This window comes from Nocardia sp. CY15 (genome assembly GCF_009829295.1).
GTDB classification, from domain to species: domain Bacteria; phylum Actinomycetota; class Actinomycetes; order Mycobacteriales; family Mycobacteriaceae; genus Nocardia; species Nocardia sputi.
The window spans coordinates 1-20,728 of sequence record NZ_VUOT01000055.1 but is presented as its reverse complement, the minus strand read 5'-3'; the positions used below and the strand labels follow the sequence as shown (position 1 = coordinate 20,728).

Below are 20,728 nucleotides of genomic sequence, written 5' to 3'. Positions count from 1 at the left end.
GGCGTCGCGCCCCAGGCAGGAGTGCACTCCCGCTGGCCGGGCCTGATCGCGGCCTACCGCGACCGGATCGCGGGCGCGGCCGACTGGGAGCCGGTCACGCTGTATGAGGGCGGTACGCCGCTGGTGCCCGCGCCGCACCTGTCCGAGGTGACCGGGTGCGAGGTGTACCTGAAGGTCGAGGGCCTGAACCCGACCGGCTCGTTCAAGGACCGCGGCATGACGGTGGCGATGACCGACGCCAAGTACCGCGGCCAGCAAGCGGTGCTGTGCGCGTCCACCGGCAACACCTCGGCATCCGCCGCGGCGTACGCCACGCGCGCCGGCATGAGCTGCGCCGTGCTGATCCCCCAGGGCAAGATCGCGATGGGCAAGCTGGCCCAGGCCGTCATGCTCGGCGCGAAGATCATCCAGGTGCAGGGCAACTTCGACGACTGCCTGGAGCTCGCTCGCAAGGTGACCGCCGACTTCCCCAGCATCGGCCTGGTGAACTCGGTCAACCCGGCGCGTATCGAGGGCCAGAAGACCGCGGCCTTCGAGATCTGCGACGTGCTCGGCAAGGCTCCCGACGTGCACGCGCTCCCGGTCGGGAACGCGGGCAACATCACCGCGTACTGGCGCGGCTACCGGGAGTACCACGCCGACGGCATCACCGGCGGTCTGCCCCGCATGCTCGGGGTGCAGGCCGCGGGGGCGGCCCCGCTGGTCAACGGCGCCCCGGTGAAGGATCCCGAGACCATCGCCACCGCGATCCGGATCGGCGCGCCTGCCTCCTGGAACAGCGCGGTCGAGGCCAAGGAGCAGTCCGGTGGAGCGTTCCGCGCCGCCACCGACGAGGAGATCCTCGACGCCTACCGCCTGGTCGCGGCCACCGAAGGGGTGTTCGTCGAGCCCGCGTCGGCGGCAAGTGTGGCCGGTGTGCTCGCCGCCCGCAAGGAGGGCTGGCTGGATTCCGGACTCACCGTGGTGTGCACGGTGACCGGCAACGGTCTGAAGGATCCCGATACCGCGCTGTCGGGCATGCCGCAGGTGCAGCCGATCTCGGTCGACCCGGTCGCGGTCGCCGCCGAACTAGAGCTGGCCTGAGTTGGATTCCCGCGACAGCCAGCTCATGACCGCGACCCTGCCCGCAGGTCTCACCGTGACCGCGCGGGTACCGGCGTCCACCGCGAACCTCGGCCCGGGGTTCGACTCGCTCGGTATGGCATTGGGTATCTACGACGAGATCGAGGTGCGCACTACGGATTCCGGGCTCACCATCCGGGTCGAGGGCGAGGGCGCCGACGATGTACCTTGGGGCCCTTCGCATCTCGTGGTCCGCGCGATCGAGCGCGGCCTCGAGTCGGCGGGGGTGTGGGCCGACGGCCTCGATGTGGTGTGCCGCAACGTGATTCCGCATTCGCGCGGGCTCGGCTCGTCGGCCTCCGCGGTCGTCGGCGGACTCGCCGCGGGCTGTGCCCTGGCGGGCAAGCTGGACCCGGCGCTGGCCACGTCGGCCGACCGAATGGTCCAGCTGGCCGCGGAATTCGAGGGTCACCCGGACAACGCGGCGGCCAGCGTGCTCGGCGGAATCGTGGTCTCCTGGACCGAGAGCGAACGCAACGCCGACGAGGCTCCGGTGACGGAGTACCACGGCCGTGCCTACCGCGCGGTGCGGCTCGAGGCCCATCCCGCGCTGCGCCCGGTCGTACTGATCCCCGAGGAGCGCTCGTCCACCGCACACACCCGCGGCCTGCTGCCCGAGATCGTGGCGCACGGCGATGCCGCGTTCAACGTCAGCCGCGCCGCGCTGGCGGTGGTAGCACTCACCCAGCGACCCGACCTGCTGATGCCGGCCACCGCCGACCGCCTGCACCAGGCTCAGCGTGCTCCCGCGCTGCCGTTGACCACCGCTTGGATCACCCGCCTGCGCGCGGCGGGGATCGCGGCCACGGTCTCCGGCGCGGGCCCCACCATCCTGGCTCTGGCGACCAGCGAATTTCCAGCGGAACTTCGCGAACTGGCGGCGGCCGACGGCCTGCGCGTGGTGGAGCCGGGAATCGCCGAGGGCGTCCTGGTCGACTGACGGCGAGTCTGTCTTGCCGAGATTCGCAATGGACAGCTATCCTGGGCAAGTCCGTACATCGTGCGCATCAGACGCCGGTGCTTCATCAGGGCAATCGCTCCAGCAGGCTCCAGGCTCAAGCCTCCAGGCCATGGGGGTGCTGCGTAGCTGCGCAACTGGAATGATCTCTCCCCCACCTTTCACCAATGGTGGAGAAGCCGCCGGGCCGGCGGGGCAGGTGATACGGCACACAGCGCCCGGACGGACGCATCCCAGTCCGGCAGAATGCCCGGGCTGCGGGACGAACCCTCGACACAGCACACGGCAATCGAGGGAAGGAAAGGATTTCCGTGACAGATACGGACCTGCTCGCGACACCCGGCGTGGAATCGAACCCGACGGGCGACCGCGAAAGTGAATCCGGACAGATTTCGAAGATGAGCGAACACACCGACGTCGCACGATCGGGGCTGACTGGAATGTTGTTGCCGCAGTTGCGCGCGCTTGCGGGGGAGCTCGGTATCCGAGGCACCTCCGGAATGCGCAAGGGCGATTTGATCGCCGCCATCAAGGAAAATCAGGCCGGAAAAGCAGCGAAGGCGGAAAAGCCCGCCAAGAGCGAGGCCAAGTCCGCGGCAACAGCCAAGGCCGATGCCCCCGCCAAGACCGCCGCTCCCGCTGCGCCGGCGCCGGCCAAGGCCGAGCAGGCGACCCTCGACGTGACGCCCGCGGCTTCGGCTGCGCCCACCGAGGCTCCCGCCCCGGCGAAGACGGCCCCCGCCGATTCCGCGCCCGCCGCCGCGTCGGCGTCGTCCACGGCGACCGAGACCTCCGAGGAGTCCGGCAGGGAGAGCGGCCAGCGTGGCCGCGGCAGGCAGCGGCGTGGCCGTGACCAGGCGCGATCCGCCGCCGACACCGCGCCCGCCGAAACGCGTGCCGACGAGCCGAAGCAGGACGCCGAACAGGGCGGCGAGCGTCGCCGCGAGCGTGGCCAGGGCGAGCGTCAGAGCGGGCGTGGCCAAGGCGAGCGTCAGAGTGACCGTGGCCAGGGCGACCGTCAGAGTGACCGTGGCCAAGGTGAGCGTCAGAGCGAGCGTGGCCAGGACGAGCGCGGCCAGAGCCAGAACGGCAGCGCGGGCGGCCGTGGCGGCGACGACGAAGAGGGCGGTCGCGGACGGCGCGGACGCCGCTTCCGTGAGCGTCGTCGTGGGCGTGACCGCGAGAGTGGCGGCGGCGAGGCCCGCGAGCTCGAGATCCGCGAGGACGACGTCCTGCAGCCGGTCGCGGGCATCCTCGACGTGCTGGACAACTACGCCTTCGTCCGCACGTCGGGTTACCTGGCCGGGCCGAACGACGTCTACGTGTCGATGAACCTGGTCCGCAAGAACGGCCTGCGCCGCGGTGACGCGATCACCGGCGCGGTGCGCGCTCCGCGCGACGGCGAACAGGCCAACCAGCGCCAGAAGTTCGACCCGCTGGTGCGGCTGGACACGGTCAACGGCGGCGAAGTCGAAGCGGCCAAGCGCAGGCCGGAGTTCGGCAAGCTCACCCCGCTGTACCCGAATCAGCGCCTGCGGCTGGAGACCCAGCCGAACAAGCTGACCACCCGCGTGATCGACCTGATCATGCCGATCGGCAAGGGCCAGCGCGCCCTGATCGTGTCGCCGCCGAAGGCCGGTAAGACCACGATCCTGCAGGACATCGCGAACGCGATCGCGACCAACAACCCCGAGGTCTACCTCATGGTGGTGCTGGTCGACGAGCGTCCCGAAGAGGTCACCGACATGCAGCGTTCGGTCCGGGGCGAGGTCATCTCCTCGACCTTCGACCGTCCGCCGTCGGACCACACCTCGGTCGCCGAACTCGCCATCGAGCGCGCCAAGCGCCTGGTGGAGATGGGTAAGGACGTCGTCGTGCTGCTCGACTCGATCACCCGGCTCGGGCGCGCGTACAACAACTCCTCGCCCGCCTCGGGCCGGATTCTCTCGGGTGGTGTCGATTCCACCGCGCTGTACCCGCCCAAGCGGTTCCTCGGCGCGGCGCGCAACATCGAGAACGGCGGCTCGCTGACGATCATCGCCACCGCGATGGTGGAGACCGGTTCGACCGGTGACACGGTGATCTTCGAGGAGTTCAAGGGCACCGGCAATGCCGAGCTCAAGCTGGACCGCAAGATCGCGGAGCGGCGCGTGTTCCCCGCGGTGGACGTCAACCCGTCCGGTACCCGCAAGGACGAGCTACTGCTCAGCCCCGACGAGGCGGCGGTACTGCACAAGCTGCGCCGCGTACTGTCCGGCCTGGACTCCCACCAGGCGATCGATCTGCTGATCGACCGTCTGAAGAAGTCGAAGACCAACCTCGAATTCTTGATGTCGGTGAGCAAGACCGCGCCGGGCGCGCTCGACGAATAGGCTCGGGCTCGTCCGCCCCTTCGAGTATTCAGGCCGTACTGGTCGGGTGCCGCGGAGTTCGCGTGCGGGGCCGACCAAAAGCATCTCGGCGGGTTCTGGGCGTGCCCGACGAGTTACCAAATCAGTTGTCGCCATGACAACGGCCGAGAGGGTCCCGCACAAGCGGGACCCTCTCGGCGTTGCCGGGGCGAAGAAAGCGATTCCGATCGTGGCCGCGCCACTGATCAGGAGACCGAGGATCAGTGCGCAGGGCTCGTCGCCGGGGTCGGGCGCGGTGGAATCCGAAGTCTGACTGTGTACGGCATTCTCCGGTGCCGGATAGTGCGGATCGGGAAGTGCGTACAAACCCATGGCGACCGCGAGAGTCAGTAGAACGAAAATCGCGGACGCGATTCGGATGTTCACGGGGTCTCCTTCCTGTCTCGGCACGCCGATGTGCACCAGGTACGCAACTCTATGAACGAATCTGTTCGCATTCCTGAGTAGCGGACTACCCGACTTCAGGGTCCCGGAGTCGGTGGGGATTCGCGTGCCAGGACTTCCAGGGGCGCGAACGGCGGGGGAGTACGCAGGGCGGGAACAAACCACTCGCCGGGGGCGTTTTGGGAGCGTAACGGCAGTTCTGGCATACTGAACGGTCGTTGCGTCTGCTCAGGTGAGCAGAGCTCCCGCCTAGTCGGTTCCGGTTCACGCTCCGCGCGAATTCGCGTGGGCGACCCGGCGACCAAACTCGAGAGGACACCCATGAAGGCAGGAATTCACCCGACGTATGTCGACACCACGGTCGTCTGTGGTTGCGGCAACACCTTCCAGACTCGCAGCACCAAGGAGTCGGGACACATCACCGTCGAGGTCTGCTCGCAGTGCCACCCGTTCTACACCGGCAAGCAGAAGATCCTCGACACCGGTGGTCGCGTGGCCCGCTTCGAGGCCCGCTACGGCAAGCGTGCCGGCAAGAAGGCCGACGCCAAGTAGCTTCCTCGCCGACGCCCGGTCCTGCTGCGCAGGCCGGGCGTCGGTGTTTTGTATGGACTGGTACCAGGAGAAGGAAGCACTGTGACGCAACCGTCCGCCATCGACGACATTCTGGCCGAGTACGCGGGCCTGGAGACGCAGCTGGCCGATCCGTCGCTGCACAACGATGCGGGCGCCGCGCGCCGGGTCGGCAAAAGGTTCGCCGAGCTGGCGCCGGTCATGGCAACCTACCGCAAACTCGAGACGGCGCGTGACGACCTGTCCGCCGCCCGGGAACTCGCCGCCGACGACTCGGCGTTCGCCGCGGAGATCCCGGATCTGGAACGGCAGGTGGAGGAACTGGAACAGGCCCTCGCCGACCTCCTGGCCCCGCGCGACCCGCACGACGGGGACGACGTCGTGCTCGAGGTGAAATCCGGCGAAGGCGGTGAGGAGTCCGCGCTGTTCGCCGCCGACCTGGCCCGCATGTACGTGCGATATGCCGAGCGGCACGGCTGGAAGGTCGAGATTCTCGACGTCAACCTGTCCGACCTGGGCGGTTACAAAGAGGCGACGCTGTCGATCAAGAGCCGCGACGCCGCCCGCGACGGTGTCTGGTCGCGCTTCAAGTTCGAAGGCGGCGTGCACCGGGTGCAGCGCGTCCCGGTCACCGAATCGCAGGGCCGCATCCACACCTCGGCCGCGGGCGTGCTGATCTATCCGGAGCCCGACGAGATCGAAGAGGTGCAGATCGATGAGTCGGACCTGCGCATCGACGTCTACCGCTCCTCCGGTAAGGGCGGACAGGGCGTCAACACCACCGACTCCGCGGTGCGCATCACCCATCTGCCCTCCGGCATCGTCGTCACCTGCCAGAACGAGCGTTCCCAGCTGCAGAACAAGGCGCGCGCCATGCAGGTGCTCGCGGCGCGGTTGCAGGCGCTGGCGGAAGAACAGGCCGACCAGGAGGCGGCGGCGGGCCGGGCCAGCCAGATCCGCACCGTGGACCGCTCCGAGCGGATCCGCACCTACAACTTCCCGGAGAACCGGATCACCGATCACCGGATCGGTTTCAAGGCGCACAACCTCGACTCCGTGCTCGACGGCGACCTCGACGCGCTGCTGGATGCTCTGGGAAAGGCGGATCGCGAAGCGCGTATGGCGGCGGAATGATCGTCTTTCCGGCAGAGTCGGTGCCATGTCTACCACCCGAGTCGCGTTGCGCCCCGCCATCAACGATGCCGTCGAGACGTTACGGACCGCCGGGGTGCACAGTCCGCAGGCCGACGCCGAGCACTTGGCGGCGCACGTGTTGGGCGTGGAACGGACCAGGCTGGCGCTGACCCCGCTCGTGCCGCCGGACAAGCTGGACGAGTTCCGTGCGTTGGTGGCCCGCCGGGCGCGGCGAATCCCGTTGCAGCACTTGACCGGCACCGCCGTGATGGGTGCGCTGGACCTCGCGGTCGGCCCCGGTGTCTTCATGCCGCGTCCCGAGACCGAATTGCTGTACGCGTGGGCGCTGGCGCAACTGGAGGCGCTGCCGCACGATCACGCGCCGATCGTCGTCGACCTGTGCACCGGATCGGGAGCGCTCGCGCTGGCCGTCGCGCACGCGCGCCCCGACGCGGACGTGCGCGCCGTCGAACTCGATCCCGCCGCACTGGTGTGGGCCAGGCGCAACGCCGACGACCGCATCGCCGCGGGCGACACCCCGATCACGCTCTACGCCGACGACGCCACCGATCCGGGACTGCTCACCGACCTGGACGGCCGGGTCGACATCGTGGTGTCCAATCCGCCCTACATCCCGGAGGGCGCGCACCTCGACCCCGAGGTGGCCGAGCACGATCCGTCCGTCGCCCTGTTCGGTGGCCCCGACGGGCTGAACGTCATCCGCGGGATGATCCCGAACATCACCAGACTGCTGCGGCCGGGCGGTGCCACCGCCATCGAGCACGACGACACCAACGGCTCCGGCGTAGCCGCTCTCCTCACCGCCACCGGCGTCTTCACCGACGTCGTCGAGCATCCCGACCTGGCAGGCAAACCCCGCTTCGTAGCCGCCATCCACACCTGACCCGCGGGCTGCTCCGCACTGAACGTGTATCCCGCGTCACCCCACTAGTACGGCCTGAATACCCGGAGAGGCGGCACAGATGCCAGGATGGTCGGCGTGAGTACCGTCTACGACTGCGCGGATCCCGACTCGCGCGCCGCCGGACTGTCCGCGGCCACCAGCGCCCTGAAATCCGGACGGCTGGTCGTGCTGCCCACCGACACTCTGTACGGCCTGGCCGCCGACGCGTTCGATTCCACGGCGGTGAGCTCGCTGCTCGCGGCCAAGCGCCGCGGCCGGGACATGCCGGTGCCGGTGCTGGTCGGCTCCTGGCACACGATCGACGGACTGGTGTTCTCGGTGCGTCCCCAGGCGCGCGAGCTGATCCGCGCGTTCTGGCCCGGCGGTCTCAGTCTGGTTGTGCAGCAAGCTCCTTCGCTCGCGTGGGATCTCGGTGACACGCGTGGGACGGTGATGCTGCGTATGCCGCTGCACCCGGTCGCTCTCGAACTGTTGCGTGAGGTGGGCCCGCTGGCGGTGTCCAGCGCGAACGTGTCCGGCCGGCCGCCGGCGACGACCGCGGCCGAGGCACGCGACCAGCTCGGCGAGCTGGTCGGTGTCTACCTGGACGGAGGGCCCGCCGAGCACGCGGTCGCCTCCACGATCGTCGATCTGACCGCCGATCAGCCGCGGGTCCTGCGCGTGGGCGCGGTGTCCGTCGCCGACATCGCCGAGGTGCTCGGGATGTCGCCGGAAGCGCTCAGCGGCGCCGCGCAGCAGCTCGGATGATGGGTTCGAGCGCTGTCGTCCCCCTGCGCGAGCTGCTCGTCGTCCTGCTGATCTCGGCGGTGGTGACGTTCCTGGCCACCGGCGGAGTGCGGGTGCTGGCGATCGGCTTCGGCGCGGTCGCCGTGCCGCGTGACCGCGATGTGCACGTCAAGCCGATTCCGCGCATGGGTGGCGTCGGCATGTACATCGGTGTGGTCGCCGCGGTGCTGTTCGCCCACCAGCTACCCGCGCTGCGCAGTGGGTTCGACTACAAACCCAACATCCCGATCGCCGTGCTGGTGGCGAGCACCGTCATCGTGCTGGTCGGCATCGTCGACGACCGCTGGGGCCTCGACGCGCTGACGAAGTTCGCGGGGCAGGTCACGGCGGCGGGCGTGATGGCGGTCATGGGGTTGGGCTGGTACGTCGTCTACAACCCGTTCAGCAACACCACGGTCGTGCTGGACGGATTGCAGGGCGGCCTGGTCACCGTCGCGGTCACTGTCACGCTGGTCAACGCGATGAACTTCGTCGATGGGCTGGACGGTCTGGCGGCGGGCCTCGGCCTGATCGCGGCGCTGGCGGTCTTCGTGTTCTGCCTGGGCCTGATGAACGAGCAGGGCGGCTCGGTCGACACCTACCCGCCCGCGCTGCTGGCCGCCGCGCTGGCGGGCGGATGCCTGGGATTCCTGCCGCACAATTTCCAGCCCGCCCGCATATTCATGGGTGACTCCGGCTCGATGCTGATCGGATTGATGCTCGCCGCGGTCTCGACCGGCGCTTCGGGCCGAATCCCCCTGCAGGGTTACGGCCCGCGCGACATCGTCGGTCTGCTTTCCCCGTTGTTGCTGGTCGGTGCGGTGATGTTCATTCCGGTACTCGATTTGTTGCTCGCTATCGTGCGCCGGGTCCGGGCGGGCGTGAGTTTCTCGACGCCGGACAAGATGCACTTGCATCATCGCTTGCTGCAGATCGGCCATTCCCACCGCCGCGTCGTGTTGTTGATCTATTTGTGGGTCGGTGTGCTCGCGTTCGGCGCGGTCGGCACCTCGCTGATGGATCGCACGCTCGTGGTGTTGCTGATGGCGGGCGGGTTGGTTTTCGCGTTGGTGATCACCGCGATTCCGGGGCTGCGGCGTGGGGACCCGGCGGGGGACGGATCGGCGTCCGGGTAAAGTCGGCGGCTGTGAGCTTCACACCCGAACCCGTCCCCGGCCCCGATGCGCCGCTGCGGTCCGCGCTGCGCTACGGACTGATCGGCCTGGGGGTGCTGGTGGTCCTGGCCGTCGCGCTCGGCGCGGCCGTCGCGGGCATTCCCGGAGTGTGGGGTGCGCTGCTGGGCGCCGCGATCGGCGGCGGCTTCATCCTCACCACCGCGGCCGTCGTGCTGTTCGGCGCGAAACTGCCGCCCAGCACGGCCGGACTGATCATGCTGGTCAGCTGGGCGGGCAAGGTGCTGGTGGCGTTGATCGTCGTCGCGATCCTGCAGCGATTCGACTTCTACGACCGGGTCGTCCTGTTCCTCACGGTCGTCGGAGCCCTGGTCATCGTGCTCGGCGCGGAGACGTACGGGGTTGTGCGGCAGAAGGTTCCGTACGTGACGACGACCGACGCCCAGAGCGCTCCAGATACTCGGGAGTAACGAAAACACCCACCCCCTACACGCTGTCGTAGATGACTTGGTAAAGTGTTGGTAAGCAAGCGACCAAGTCGAGGATCGATGAGGGGTCACCGCCGAGATCCACCGCCTGGGCCGCTATGCTTACTGCCGTGCCGGGCTCCCAGGGGTTGTTCCGGTTCTGCATGTCGACGAATGTCGCCGACACACGTACAGACGCCTGGTGGAAATGAAACCACCGCCCAGCTGCTGACGAACTTCGAGCCGACCTGAGTCGACCAAATTGATCGTCAATGTCCGATCGAACCGCGGGAATGACCGTACCCGCGGCCCGAACACGGGAGAGAACGCTGAGCGTCACCACTCTGGCGGCCGAGTTCCACGCGCCGTCGCTTACCGACTTCTTCCCTCCAGCTGTGCTGTTCGAGGGAACACCGTTCGAACTCGATCGATTGATGCTGATCCGCATTCTGATGTCGTTCGTTCTGGTCGGCGTGATGCTGCTGGCCTTCCGCTCGCCGAGGATCGTGCCGCGCGGCCTGCAGAATGTCGCCGAAATCGGTTTGGTCTTCGTCAAGGAGCAGATCTGCGAAGAGGTCCTCGGCAAGGAAACCGGGCGCAAGTACTTCCCGCTGATCGCGACGATCTTCTTCACGGTCCTCTTCCTGAACTTCTCCGGCGTCGTCCCGGGGTTGAACATCTCGTCGAACGCCCGAATCGGCATGCCGCTGGTGCTGGCCGTCGTCGCGTACCTGGCGTTCAACTACGTCGGTATCAAGAAGTACGGCTTCCTGACCTACATGCGCAGCAGCATCGTCGTTCCGAATGTTCCCCCCGCGCTGCACGTGCTGCTGATTCCGATCGAGTTCGTCTCGACCTTCATCCTGCGTCCGTTCACGCTGACCGTCCGACTCATGGCGAACATGCTGGCCGGCCACATCATGCTGGTGCTGTTCTTCAGCGCGACCTGGTTTTTCCTGTTCGACGCCGCCGCGTGGATGAAGGTGTTCTCGCCGTTCTCGCTGATCGCGGGACTCGGATTCACGCTCTTCGAACTGTTGGTCATCTTCCTGCAGGCTTACGTGTTTGCGCTGCTGACCGCCGTATACATCGGACTCGCACAGCACGCGGCCGATCACTGACCTGACCGACACTAATACCGGAAACCTGCTGCACCACGCCGACCGGCGGGTGAGCAACAGAAAGGGAATGGAAGACTCATGAGCCTCGCTTACCTGGCCCAGGAAGCCGCGACGAACGAGAGCACCTTCAAGGGCCTGGGCGCCGTCGGCTACGGTCTCGCCGCCATCGGCCCCGGCATCGGCGTCGGCATCGTCGTCGGCAAGGCCATCGAGGGCATCGCGCGCCAGCCTGAGCTGCAGGGCACCATCCGTACCAACATGTTCCTCGGTATCGCGTTCACCGAAGCCCTGGCCCTCATCGGTCTCGTCGCCGGCTTCATTTTCTGATTCCGATGTACGAGTCAGTTTTGCTCGCCGCGGCGGAGGGAGAGGAAGTGAATCCTCTCGTCCCCGAAACGTACGACATCGTCTGGTCGATCGTCTGCGTCGTCATCATCGGAATCCTGTTCTACAAGTACGTGGTTCCGCGCCTGATGAAGACACTCGACGAGCGTTCCGAGAAGATCGAAGGCGGCATCGCACGCGCCGAAGCCGCGCAGGAAGAAGCTCAGCTCACCCTGCAGCAGTACCAGCAGCAACTGGCCGACGCCCGGCTCGAGGCCGCTCGCATCCGTGAGGACGCGCGCACCCAGGGCCAGGAGATCCTCGCGCAGATGCGCTCGGAGGCCCAGGCCGAAGCCGACCGCATCATCGCGGCGGGCCACACCCAGCTGGAAGCCCAGCGCCAGCAGATCCTGACCGAGCTGCGCTCGGAAGTCGGCCGCACGGCCGTCGATCTGGCCGAGAAGATCATCGGACAGTCGGTTTCGGACGAGGCCAAGCAGGCTTCCTCGATCGACCGGTTCCTCGATGAGCTCGACCAGACGGACGCAGGCATCGGGGTCGGAAGGTAACGACGCGAAAGTGAGAAGCATGTACGCAGCGAGCCGCGAGGCCAGTGCCCGGTCTCGGGAGGCGCTTCGGGCCGCTCTGACCGGAAGCGACAGTGCCGCGGCCACGACGGGGTCGGAACTGTTCGCCGTTGTCGCCGTGCTGGACGACCAGCGTTCGCTGCGTGTGGCGCTCGCGGACGTGTCGGTGCCGGGTTCCGCGCGCGCGGAACTCTGTGAGCGGGTCTTCAGCGGCAAGGTCAGCGCTGCCACGCTGGCAGTGCTGACCACCGCCGTGGCCCAGAACTGGTCGCGCACCTCCGACCTGGTGGCCACTCTGGTGCTGCTCGGCCAGGAGGCGTTGCTGGAGTCGGCGGCCCAGCGTGGCCGGCTCGAAGCGGTCGAGGACGAGCTGTTCCGGCTCGGCCGGATCATCAGCGACAACTCGGCGTTGGATCAGGCGCTGTCGGATCGGTCGCAGCAGGCTTCGGCCAAGCGCGAGCTGCTCAACGGGCTGCTCGCGGGCAAGACGGAGGCCATCACCCTGACCCTGGCGGAGCAGGTGGTGACCAGGCAGCGGACGAGTATCGGCGCCGCCTTCGACGAACTGGCCGACCTCGCGGCGGCTCGCCGCGATCAGATCGTCGCGCATGTGCGCGCCGCCATCGGGCTCACCGAACAGCAGCGTGACCGGCTGGCCGCCTCCCTGCGGCGCATCTACGGCAAGGCGACCACGGTGCACATCGAGGTCGACCCGAGTTTGCTGAGCGGAGTCGTGGTGCGCGTCGGTGACGACGTGATCGACGGCAGCGCCATCGGCCGACTGGAGAAGCTGCGCCGGGCACTCGCCTAGCGCGCTTCCACCACCCCCGACATTCCAGACCCAGACAGCGAGAGCAGGAAGAACATGGCGGAGCTGACGATCTCCTCCGACGAGATCCGTAGCGCGATCGAGAGCTACACCCAGAGCTACACCCCCGAGACCTCCATCGAAGAAGTCGGTGTGGTCACCGACACCAGTGACGGCATCGCGCACGTCAGCGGCCTGCCTTCGGCGATGGCCAACGAGCTGCTCGAGTTCCCGGGCGGCGTGCTCGGCGTCGCGCTGAACCTCGAGGACCGTGAGATCGGTGCGGTCATCCTCGGCGAGTTCGCCGAGATCGAGGAGGGCCAGGAGGTCCGCCGGACCGGTGACGTGCTCTCGGTTCCGGTCGGCGACAACTTCCTCGGTCGCGTGGTGAACCCGCTCGGCCAGCCGATCGACGGTCTCGGCGAGATCGAGTCCGAGGAACAACGCGTGCTCGAGCTGCAGGCCGCGACCGTGCTGGAGCGCCAGCCGGTCGAGGAGCCGCTGGCCACCGGCATCACCGCGATCGACGCGCTGACCGCCATCGGCCGCGGCCAGCGTCAGCTGATCATCGGCGACCGCAAGACCGGTAAGACCGCGGTCTGCATCGACGCGATCCTGAACCAGAAGGCCAACTGGGAGTCCGGCGACCCCAAGAAGCAGGTGCGCTGCATCTACGTCGCCATCGGCCAGAAGGGCTCCACCATCGCGGGCGTGAAGGCCGCGCTGGAGCAGCACGGCGCGCTGGAGTACACCACCATCGTCGCCGCCCCGGCCTCCGACTCCGCCGGCTTCAAGTGGCTGGCCCCCTACACCGGTTCGGCCATCGGCCAGCACTGGATGTACCAGGGCAAGCACGTGCTCATCGTGTTCGACGACCTGACCAAGCAGGCCGAGGCCTACCGCGCCATCTCGCTGCTGCTGCGTCGCCCGCCGGGCCGCGAGGCCTACCCGGGTGACGTCTTCTACCTGCACTCCCGGCTGCTGGAGCGTTGCGCGAAGCTGTCCGACGAGCTGGGTGCGGGATCGATGACCGGTCTGCCGATCATCGAGACCAAGGCCAACGACATCTCGGCGTTCATCCCCACCAACGTCATCTCCATCACCGACGGTCAGGTCTTCCTCGAGTCCGACCTGTTCAACAAGGGCGTCCGCCCGGCGATCAACGTCGGTACCTCGGTCTCCCGCGTCGGTGGCGCCGCCCAGACCAAGGGCATGAAGAAGGTGGCGGGCTCGCTGCGCCTGGAGCTGGCGCAGTACCGCGAGCTGGAGGCGTTCTCCGCGTTCGCCTCCGACCTCGACGCGGCCTCGCTGGCTCAGCTCGAGCGCGGCGCCCGCTGGGTCGAGCTGCTCAAGCAGGACCAGTACTCGCCGGTGCCGGTGGAGGACCAGATCATCTCGATCTACCTGGTCGACCGTGGCCACTACGACGCGATCCCGGTCGGCGACATCCGCCGCTTCAACGCCGAACTGCTCGAGGAGCTGCACCGCAGCGCCGCCGACGCGTTCAAGGCGATCGAGGGCGGCAAGGTGCTCGACGGCGAGGCTGCCGAGCAGATCGAGGCGGCCACCAAGAAGTTCCTTGGGACCTTCCTCACCTCCGACGGCACTCCCGTGGTGAACGAGGCCGACGCGGGCCAGCTCGACCACGAAGAGGTCGAGTCGCTGTCGGTCACCCGCAAGCACGTCGAGAAGTAACGCGAGCTCGCAATGCGCTATTCGATCCGCGGCAGGAGCGAGGGGCACGAAGGAGGACGCGTACGCGACCACCTGGTGCCCCGCGAATGCCGCCAATCCAACGCAGGGAATGAAGGGAGTGTGAACCGCTGATGGCAAGTTTGCGTGAATTGCGCTCCCGCATTCGTGGTGTGAATTCGATCAAGAAGATCACCAAGGCCCAAGAGCTGATCGCGACCTCGCGAATCTCCAAGGCGCAAGCCAGGGTCGCGGCGGCGAAGCCGTACGCGGAGGAGATCACCAAGGTCCTCAGCGAGCTGGCGAGCGCGTCGAAGAACCTCTCGCACCCGCTGCTGACCGAGCGCCCCAACCCGCGTCGGGCCGCCGTGCTGGTCATCACCAGCGACAGCGGCATGTGCGGTGGCTACAACTCGAACGTGCTCAAGCGCGCCGAAGAGCTGATGACCACCCTGCGCGACGAAGGCAAGGAGCCGGTGCTCTACGTCATGGGCAACAAAGGCCTGACGTACTACGCCTTCCGCGACCGCCCGTACGTGTCGGCGTGGACCGGGTTCTCGCAGCAGCCGAAGTACACCGATGCCTCGGCCGCCTGCAACCACTTGGTGGACGCCTTCATGGTCGGCTCCGACGGGGCGGTTCCCGCTCCGAACGGGACGGGTGACATCGCAGGTGTCGATGAGCTGCACGTCGTTTACACGCGCTTCGTGTCGATGCTGACGCAGACCCCGGAGGTGCGCCGGCTGGCGCCCATCCAGGTGAGCTACGTCGACGAGAACTTCGACCTGGGTGAGGACATGGTGTCGGATTCGCCGACCGCCGACGTCCACGCCCAGTACGAATTCGAGCCCGACGCCGATGTGCTGCTGGCGGCGCTGCTGCCGAAGTACGTCAATACGCGTATCTACGCGTCGTTGCTCGAGGCAGCGGCATCCGAGTCCGCGGCTCGGCGCACCGCAATGAAGGCCGCCACCGACAACGCCAACGAACTCGCGAGCGTGCTACAGCGCGAGGCGAACTCGGTGCGTCAGGCCCAGATCACGCAGGAAATCAGCGAAATCGTCGGCGGCGTGAACGCGCTGGCGTCGAGCTCGGACCGCGACTGAGCGCCATACGCGGCCTGAGCGACGGGCACGTAGTAAGGCCCCCGAAGGCCGCACATCGACACGGAGAGAACCAACACCAATGACCGCAGCTGTCACTCAAGACAACACGAGCCGGACCGGCGGCGCCGCAGGCCGCGTCGTCCGGGTCATCGGCCCCGTCGTGGACGTGGAGTTCCCGCGCGGAGCCATTCCCGAGCTGTTCAACGCTCTGCACGCCGAGATCGCCCTGACCTCGGTGGCCAAGACCCTGACCCTCGAGGTCGCCCAGCACCTCGGCGACGGCATCGTGCGCACCATCTCGATGCAGCCGACCGACGGTCTGGTCCGCGGCGCCACCGTCACCGACACCGGCAAGCCGATCTCGGTGCCGGTCGGTGACGTGGTCAAGGGCCACGTCTTCAACGCGCTGGGCGACTGCCTGGACACCCCCGGCCTCGGCCGCGACGGCGAGCAGTGGGGCATCCACCGCAAGCCGCCGTCGTTCGACCAGCTCGAGGGCAAGACCGAGCTGCTCGAGACGGGCATCAAGGTCATCGACCTGCTCACCCCGTACGTGAAGGGCGGCAAGATCGGTCTGTTCGGTGGCGCCGGTGTCGGCAAGACCGTTCTGATCCAGGAGATGATCACCCGTATCGCACGGGAGTTCTCCGGTACCTCCGTGTTCGCCGGCGTCGGCGAGCGCACCCGTGAGGGCACCGACCTGCACCTGGAGATGGAGGAGATGGGCGTCCTCCAGGACACCGCCCTCGTCTTCGGTCAGATGGACGAGCCGCCGGGCACCCGTATGCGCGTCGCCCTCTCGGCCCTCACCATGGCCGAGTACTTCCGCGACGTGCAGCACCAGGACGTGCTGCTGTTCATCGACAACATCTTCCGGTTCACCCAGGCCGGTTCCGAGGTGTCGACCCTACTCGGCCGCATGCCCTCCGCCGTCGGTTACCAGCCCACGCTGGCCGACGAGATGGGTGAGCTGCAAGAGCGCATCACCTCGACCCGTGGTCGGTCCATCACCTCGCTGCAGGCCATCTACGTGCCCGCCGACGACTACACCGACCCGGCGCCGGCGACCACCTTCGCCCACCTGGACGCGACGACCGAGCTCTCCCGCCCGATCTCGCAGAAGGGCATCTACCCGGCCGTCGACCCGCTGACCTCGACCTCCCGCATCCTGGAGGCCTCGATCGTCGGCGACCGGCACTTTCGGGTGGCCAACGAGGTCAAGCGGATCCTGCAGAAGTACAAGGAACTGCAGGACATCATCGCCATCCTCGGTATGGACGAACTGTCGGAAGAGGACAAGGTCCTCGTCGGTCGTGCCCGTCGTCTGGAGAAGTTCCTCGGCCAGAACTTCATCGTGGCCGAGAAGTTCACCGGTCAGCCGGGTTCGGTCGTGCCGCTGGAGCAGACCATCGATGACTTCGATCGGGTCTGCAAGGGCGAGTTCGACAGCTACCCGGAGCAGGCCTTCAACAGCTGCGGTGGTCTCGACGATGTCGAGAAGGCCGCGAAGAAGATCCTCGGAAAGTAGTCACCGATGGCGGAAATGTCAGTGGATCTCGTCGCGGTCGAGCGACTGCTCTGGTCCGGCCAGGCGTCGTTCGTCAGCGCGCAGACCACCGAGGGCCAGATCGGCATCATGGCGGGGCACGAGCCGTTGCTCGGCCAGCTGGTCGAGGGCGGCACCGTGACGATCGTGGACACCGACGGTCGGCGCATCGTCGCCGCGGTCCACGGGGGCTTCTTCTCGGTGACCGCGAACTCGGTTCGGGTACTCGCCGAGTCGGCGGAATTCGCCGACGAGGTGGACCTCGAGGCGGCCCGCCGGGTGCTGGCCGACTCGGAGGCCAGCGACGAGCAGCAGAAGGCCGCTCAGGCCCGGGTGCGCGCGGTCGAACAGAACGCGAACGCGTAAGCGAACAACCTGTCATCGAGAGCAATCGCTGTCGGCGGTGAAGGGTTCCTTCACCGCCGACAGCGTCTTTCAGGCGAGTCGGACACGGCCGGGCCATTTGTAAACTCGCGGCCGTGGTTGAATGACCGCACGCGGTGTGAGCATCAGGGTCGGAGGCGGAAGCCTGCGTACCAACGAAGAGCCTGTGATCACCGCCAATCGAATGCCGTGTCGAAGACATGGTGGCGCGAGCGAAGGGACGAACGGCATTGCACACCGGGATGGTTCTGCTGATCATTCTGGTGCTCACGCTCGTGTTCCTCGCGCTCGCCTCGACTTACCGCCTGATCATGTTGCGCCGCGGCGGAACCGCCGCGATTCTGCGCGTCCTCCCCGCTCGTGGGGGGCAAGGGTGGCGGCACGGACTGATCCGTTACGACGAGGATCGTCTCGTCTTCTTCAAACTCACCAGCCTGAAACTCGGCCCGGATTCCACCATCGGGCGTCAGGGTATCGAGATCGGTGACCGCCGCGGCCCGCGCGGCGACGAATTCGACATCATGACCGACGACATCGCTGTGATCGCGGTAGCGGACCGCGCGGGCGATTTCGAGCTGGCGCTGGATCGCGACTCCCTGACCGCCTTCCTCTCCTGGGTGGAGTCCCGCCCGTCCGACCGCACCCGGCGGATGCCGGGCCTGTAACACCCGCGCTCGGCCGCTTGGCGGACTGCTTCCCGCCGCGCCCGTTAGGGTGGTGCTGTGAGCGTGCATCTGACGCGGATCTACACCCGGACCGGCGATGACGGGACCACGGGATTGAGCGACTTCTCCCGGGTCGCGAAGACCGACCCCCGGTTGGTCGCCTACGCCGACTGCGATGAGACCAACGCCGCCATCGGTGTGGCGATCGCCCTCGGCGGAGCGGAAGGAACAATGCTCGCGGTGCTGCGCCGGGTACAGAACGACCTGTTCGATGCCGGGGCAGACCTCTCCACACCCGTGGTCGCGGAGCCGAAGTACCCGCCGTTGCGAGTCACCCAGCCCTACATCGACCGGCTCGAAGCATGGTGCGACGAGTTCAACGCCGAACTGCCCGCGCTGAATTCGTTCATCCTGCCCGGCGGTACTCCGCTCGCGGCCCTGCTGCACACCGCCCGTACGGTCGCCCGGCGGGCGGAGCGCTCGGCGTGGGCCGCGATCGAGGCCCATCCGGAGGACACGAACATCCTGCCGGCCAAGTACCTCAATCGCCTGTCCGACCTGCTGTTCATCCTGAGTCGGGTGGCCAATCCCGGCGGCGATATCCTGTGGAAACCCGGCGGAGAACGGCCGAGCGACTGATCGCGTAGCACCGGAGGCGACTAGCCGAGCGATCACCGGGTATGGCCAGCAAGGCAACGGGGCCTCCACCCCGTCGGCCGCAGAACGCCCATCCCGCGGCACTCGCTCGAACAGCGAAAACGTTCGGAGGCGAGGGGAGTCGTGGAGAGGCGGCACCGTAGTGCGCCGCCCCAACTATCCTTGCACCAACAGTGCGCCGAATACGCGGAGAGGCGGCATGGAACGGTTTTTGGTTACCGGCGGAAACAGACTCGTCGGTGAGGTCACGGTGGGGGGCGCCAAGAACAGCGTCCTCAAACTGATGGCCGCTGCGTTGCTGGCCGAGGGCACGACCACGATCACGAACTGCCCGGACATCCTCGACGTGCCACTGATGGGTGATGTGCTGCGCGGTCTCGGCTGCGACGTGTCCATCGACGGCGGGGTGGTCACCATCACGACGCCTGCCGAACCGAAGTATCACGCGGACTTCCCCGCGGTGACCCAGTTCCGCGCGTCGGTGTGTGTACTGGGTCCGTTGATGGCGCGGTGCAAGCGCGCCGTCGTCGCGCTGCCCGGCGGTGACGCGATCGGCTCCCGTCCGCTCGACATGCACCAGGCCGGTCTGCGCTTGCTCGGCGCGACCAGCGAGATCGAGCACGGTTGCGTGGTGGCCAAGGCGGACGAACTGCAAGGCGCCCGGATCCGCCTCGACTTCCCTTCGGTCGGCGCGACCGAGAACATCCTCATGGCCGCGGTGCTCGCCGAAGGGGAGACGGTGATCGACAACGCCGCGCGCGAACCCGACATCGTCGACCTGTGCAACATGCTCGTCCGGATGGGCGCGCGAATCAGCGGCGCAGGCACCTCGGTGCTCACCATCGAGGGGGTCGAGCGCCTGTCGCCGACCACCCATCGCGTCATCGGGGACCGCATCGTGGCCGCGACGTGGGGGATCGCCGCCGCGATGACCCTCGGGGACATCCGCGTCACCGGCGTGAACCCCAAGCATCTGTCGCTGGTACTGGACAAGCTGCGGTCCGCGGGGGCGCGCATCTCGTTCGAGCAGGACGGCTTCCGCGTGATCCAGGCCGAGCGTCCGCGTGCGGTGAACTTCTCGACGCTGCCGTTCCCCGGTTTCCCGACCGACTTGCAGCCGATGGCCATCGGGCTCGCGTCCATCGCGGACGGAACCTCGATGATCACCGAGAACATCTTCGAGGCCCGCTTCCGCTTCGTGGAAGAAATGATCCGGCTCGGCGCCGACGCGCGTACCGACGGGCACCATGCGGTGGTGCGCGGGATTCCGCGGTTGTCGAGCGCTCCGGTGTGGTCGTCGGATATTCGGGCCGGCGCGGGTTTGGTCCTCGCGGGACTGGTCGCCGACGGGACCACCGAAGTGCACGACGTCTTCCACATCGATCGCGGGTATCCGAACTTCGTCGAGCAGCTGCAGGCGTTGGGCGGCGACGTAGTGCGGGTCGGCGCCGGGGATTGAGCGCCGATTCGATCTTCGTCGCCGGCACGTTACGCAACGGTTTCACGAAAATGCGTACTGACCAGGCGATTTGACATCGTTCACGCAGACACGTAACTTATTCCAAGTCAGAGCGACACGGACACCGACCCGGGGCCCAGGAGCTGAGCGGAAACGCTGAGCGAGAGGCCAGGGAAACGAGGTAGTACGAGGAGCGCCTGACGATCACACTGGCTTGAACGCGACCCCGGTTTGCGACTGGGTTCACGGCTGAGCTAAGCTGGAAAAGTTGCTTCACCGATCAATCGGTTCACACCGGGCGATGGTGTGTGCGTGTGTTCTTTGAGAACTCAATAGTGTGTCGATGAATGTCAGTGCCAAATATTTTTTGGTTCCGGCTCTTACACTCCCCGTGTGGAGGGTCGGGCATTTTTTGTCAGCTTTTTGCTGGCGATTGTTTTGCTAGGTTTTCGGACTCTAGTTTTTGATCTGATTGCACCCTTTCGGGGGTGTGGTTGTGAGTCTTCAACG

Annotated in this window: 20 protein-coding genes; all 20 read left to right on the top strand. The window is 67.2% G+C overall.

Annotated features, from left to right (window positions below; all coding sequences use genetic code 11):
- The first annotated feature begins 21 nt into the window (after nt 1–21).
- Nucleotides 22–1,083 (top strand): threonine synthase, encoded by a 1,062-nt coding sequence (gene thrC / locus GVY39_RS32425; protein WP_159930799.1) that lies wholly within the window; start codon nt 22–24, stop codon nt 1,081–1,083.
- A 25-nt stretch (nt 1,084–1,108) separates the two neighbouring features.
- Nucleotides 1,109–2,062: a homoserine kinase gene (thrB, locus tag GVY39_RS32420; protein ID WP_159930793.1), complete on the top strand. Its 954-nt coding sequence runs from the start codon at nt 1,109–1,111 to the stop codon at nt 2,060–2,062.
- A gap of 329 nt (nt 2,063–2,391) precedes the next feature.
- Nucleotides 2,392–4,452 carry a transcription termination factor Rho gene (gene rho / locus GVY39_RS32415; RefSeq protein ID WP_195071586.1) on the top strand — a complete coding sequence of 687 codons (2,061 nt, stop codon included), beginning with the start codon at nt 2,392–2,394 and terminating at the stop codon, nt 4,450–4,452.
- Between the two features lie 744 nt (nt 4,453–5,196).
- On the top strand, nt 5,197–5,427 hold the full coding sequence (gene rpmE, locus GVY39_RS32410; protein WP_039796334.1) for a 50S ribosomal protein L31: 231 nt from the start codon (nt 5,197–5,199) through the stop codon (nt 5,425–5,427).
- Between the two features lie 81 nt (nt 5,428–5,508).
- Nucleotides 5,509–6,579, top strand: a complete 1,071-nt coding sequence (gene prfA, locus GVY39_RS32405) for a peptide chain release factor 1 (RefSeq protein WP_159930791.1) — start codon at nt 5,509–5,511, stop codon at nt 6,577–6,579.
- A gap of 25 nt (nt 6,580–6,604) precedes the next feature.
- Nucleotides 6,605–7,483: a peptide chain release factor N(5)-glutamine methyltransferase gene (prmC, locus tag GVY39_RS32400; RefSeq protein WP_159930790.1), complete on the top strand. Its 879-nt coding sequence runs from the start codon at nt 6,605–6,607 to the stop codon at nt 7,481–7,483.
- 96 nt (nt 7,484–7,579) lie between these two features.
- Nucleotides 7,580–8,251, top strand: coding sequence for an L-threonylcarbamoyladenylate synthase (locus GVY39_RS32395; protein WP_159930789.1), 672 nt, complete (start codon nt 7,580–7,582; stop codon nt 8,249–8,251).
- Nucleotides 8,248–9,405 (top strand): glycosyltransferase family 4 protein, encoded by a 1,158-nt coding sequence (locus tag GVY39_RS32390; RefSeq protein WP_043688213.1) that lies wholly within the window; start codon nt 8,248–8,250, stop codon nt 9,403–9,405. Before GVY39_RS32395 ends, GVY39_RS32390 begins: the two co-directional genes overlap by 4 nt.
- Nucleotides 9,406–9,416: 11 nt before the next feature.
- Nucleotides 9,417–9,872 (top strand): hypothetical protein, encoded by a 456-nt coding sequence (locus tag GVY39_RS32385; protein WP_159930788.1) that lies wholly within the window; start codon nt 9,417–9,419, stop codon nt 9,870–9,872.
- Between the two features lie 269 nt (nt 9,873–10,141).
- Nucleotides 10,142–10,990, top strand: a complete 849-nt coding sequence (gene atpB / locus GVY39_RS32380) for a F0F1 ATP synthase subunit A (RefSeq protein ID WP_159930787.1) — start codon at nt 10,142–10,144, stop codon at nt 10,988–10,990.
- A gap of 78 nt (nt 10,991–11,068) precedes the next feature.
- Nucleotides 11,069–11,317 (top strand): ATP synthase F0 subunit C, encoded by a 249-nt coding sequence (locus tag GVY39_RS32375; protein ID WP_039796339.1) that lies wholly within the window; start codon nt 11,069–11,071, stop codon nt 11,315–11,317.
- A 5-nt stretch (nt 11,318–11,322) separates the two neighbouring features.
- On the top strand, nt 11,323–11,883 hold the full coding sequence (locus GVY39_RS32370; RefSeq protein ID WP_159930786.1) for a F0F1 ATP synthase subunit B: 561 nt from the start codon (nt 11,323–11,325) through the stop codon (nt 11,881–11,883).
- A 19-nt stretch (nt 11,884–11,902) separates the two neighbouring features.
- Nucleotides 11,903–12,712, top strand: coding sequence for a F0F1 ATP synthase subunit delta (locus GVY39_RS32365; protein ID WP_159930785.1), 810 nt, complete (start codon nt 11,903–11,905; stop codon nt 12,710–12,712).
- Nucleotides 12,713–12,766: 54 nt separating this feature from the next.
- Nucleotides 12,767–14,404, top strand: a complete 1,638-nt coding sequence (gene atpA, locus GVY39_RS32360) for a F0F1 ATP synthase subunit alpha (RefSeq protein WP_159930784.1) — start codon at nt 12,767–12,769, stop codon at nt 14,402–14,404.
- Nucleotides 14,405–14,535: 131 nt separating this feature from the next.
- A complete protein-coding gene (locus tag GVY39_RS32355; protein ID WP_159930783.1) occupies nt 14,536–15,507 on the top strand; it encodes a F0F1 ATP synthase subunit gamma in 972 nt (323 codons plus the stop codon).
- 79 nt (nt 15,508–15,586) lie between these two features.
- Nucleotides 15,587–17,035: a F0F1 ATP synthase subunit beta gene (gene atpD, locus GVY39_RS32350; protein ID WP_159930782.1), complete on the top strand. Its 1,449-nt coding sequence runs from the start codon at nt 15,587–15,589 to the stop codon at nt 17,033–17,035.
- Between the two features lie 6 nt (nt 17,036–17,041).
- Nucleotides 17,042–17,419 carry a F0F1 ATP synthase subunit epsilon gene (locus GVY39_RS32345; protein ID WP_159930781.1) on the top strand — a complete coding sequence of 126 codons (378 nt, stop codon included), beginning with the start codon at nt 17,042–17,044 and terminating at the stop codon, nt 17,417–17,419.
- A gap of 260 nt (nt 17,420–17,679) precedes the next feature.
- The gene (locus tag GVY39_RS32340; protein ID WP_195071584.1) at nt 17,680–18,102 is read left to right on the top strand and encodes a DUF2550 domain-containing protein; all 423 of its coding nucleotides are present in this window, start codon (nt 17,680–17,682) and stop codon (nt 18,100–18,102) included.
- Nucleotides 18,103–18,159: 57 nt separating this feature from the next.
- Nucleotides 18,160–18,741 carry a cob(I)yrinic acid a,c-diamide adenosyltransferase gene (locus tag GVY39_RS32335; RefSeq protein WP_159930780.1) on the top strand — a complete coding sequence of 194 codons (582 nt, stop codon included), beginning with the start codon at nt 18,160–18,162 and terminating at the stop codon, nt 18,739–18,741.
- A 217-nt stretch (nt 18,742–18,958) separates the two neighbouring features.
- The gene (gene murA / locus GVY39_RS32330) at nt 18,959–20,218 is read left to right on the top strand and encodes a UDP-N-acetylglucosamine 1-carboxyvinyltransferase (RefSeq protein WP_159930779.1); all 1,260 of its coding nucleotides are present in this window, start codon (nt 18,959–18,961) and stop codon (nt 20,216–20,218) included.
- Nucleotides 20,219–20,728: the final 510 nt, after the last annotated feature.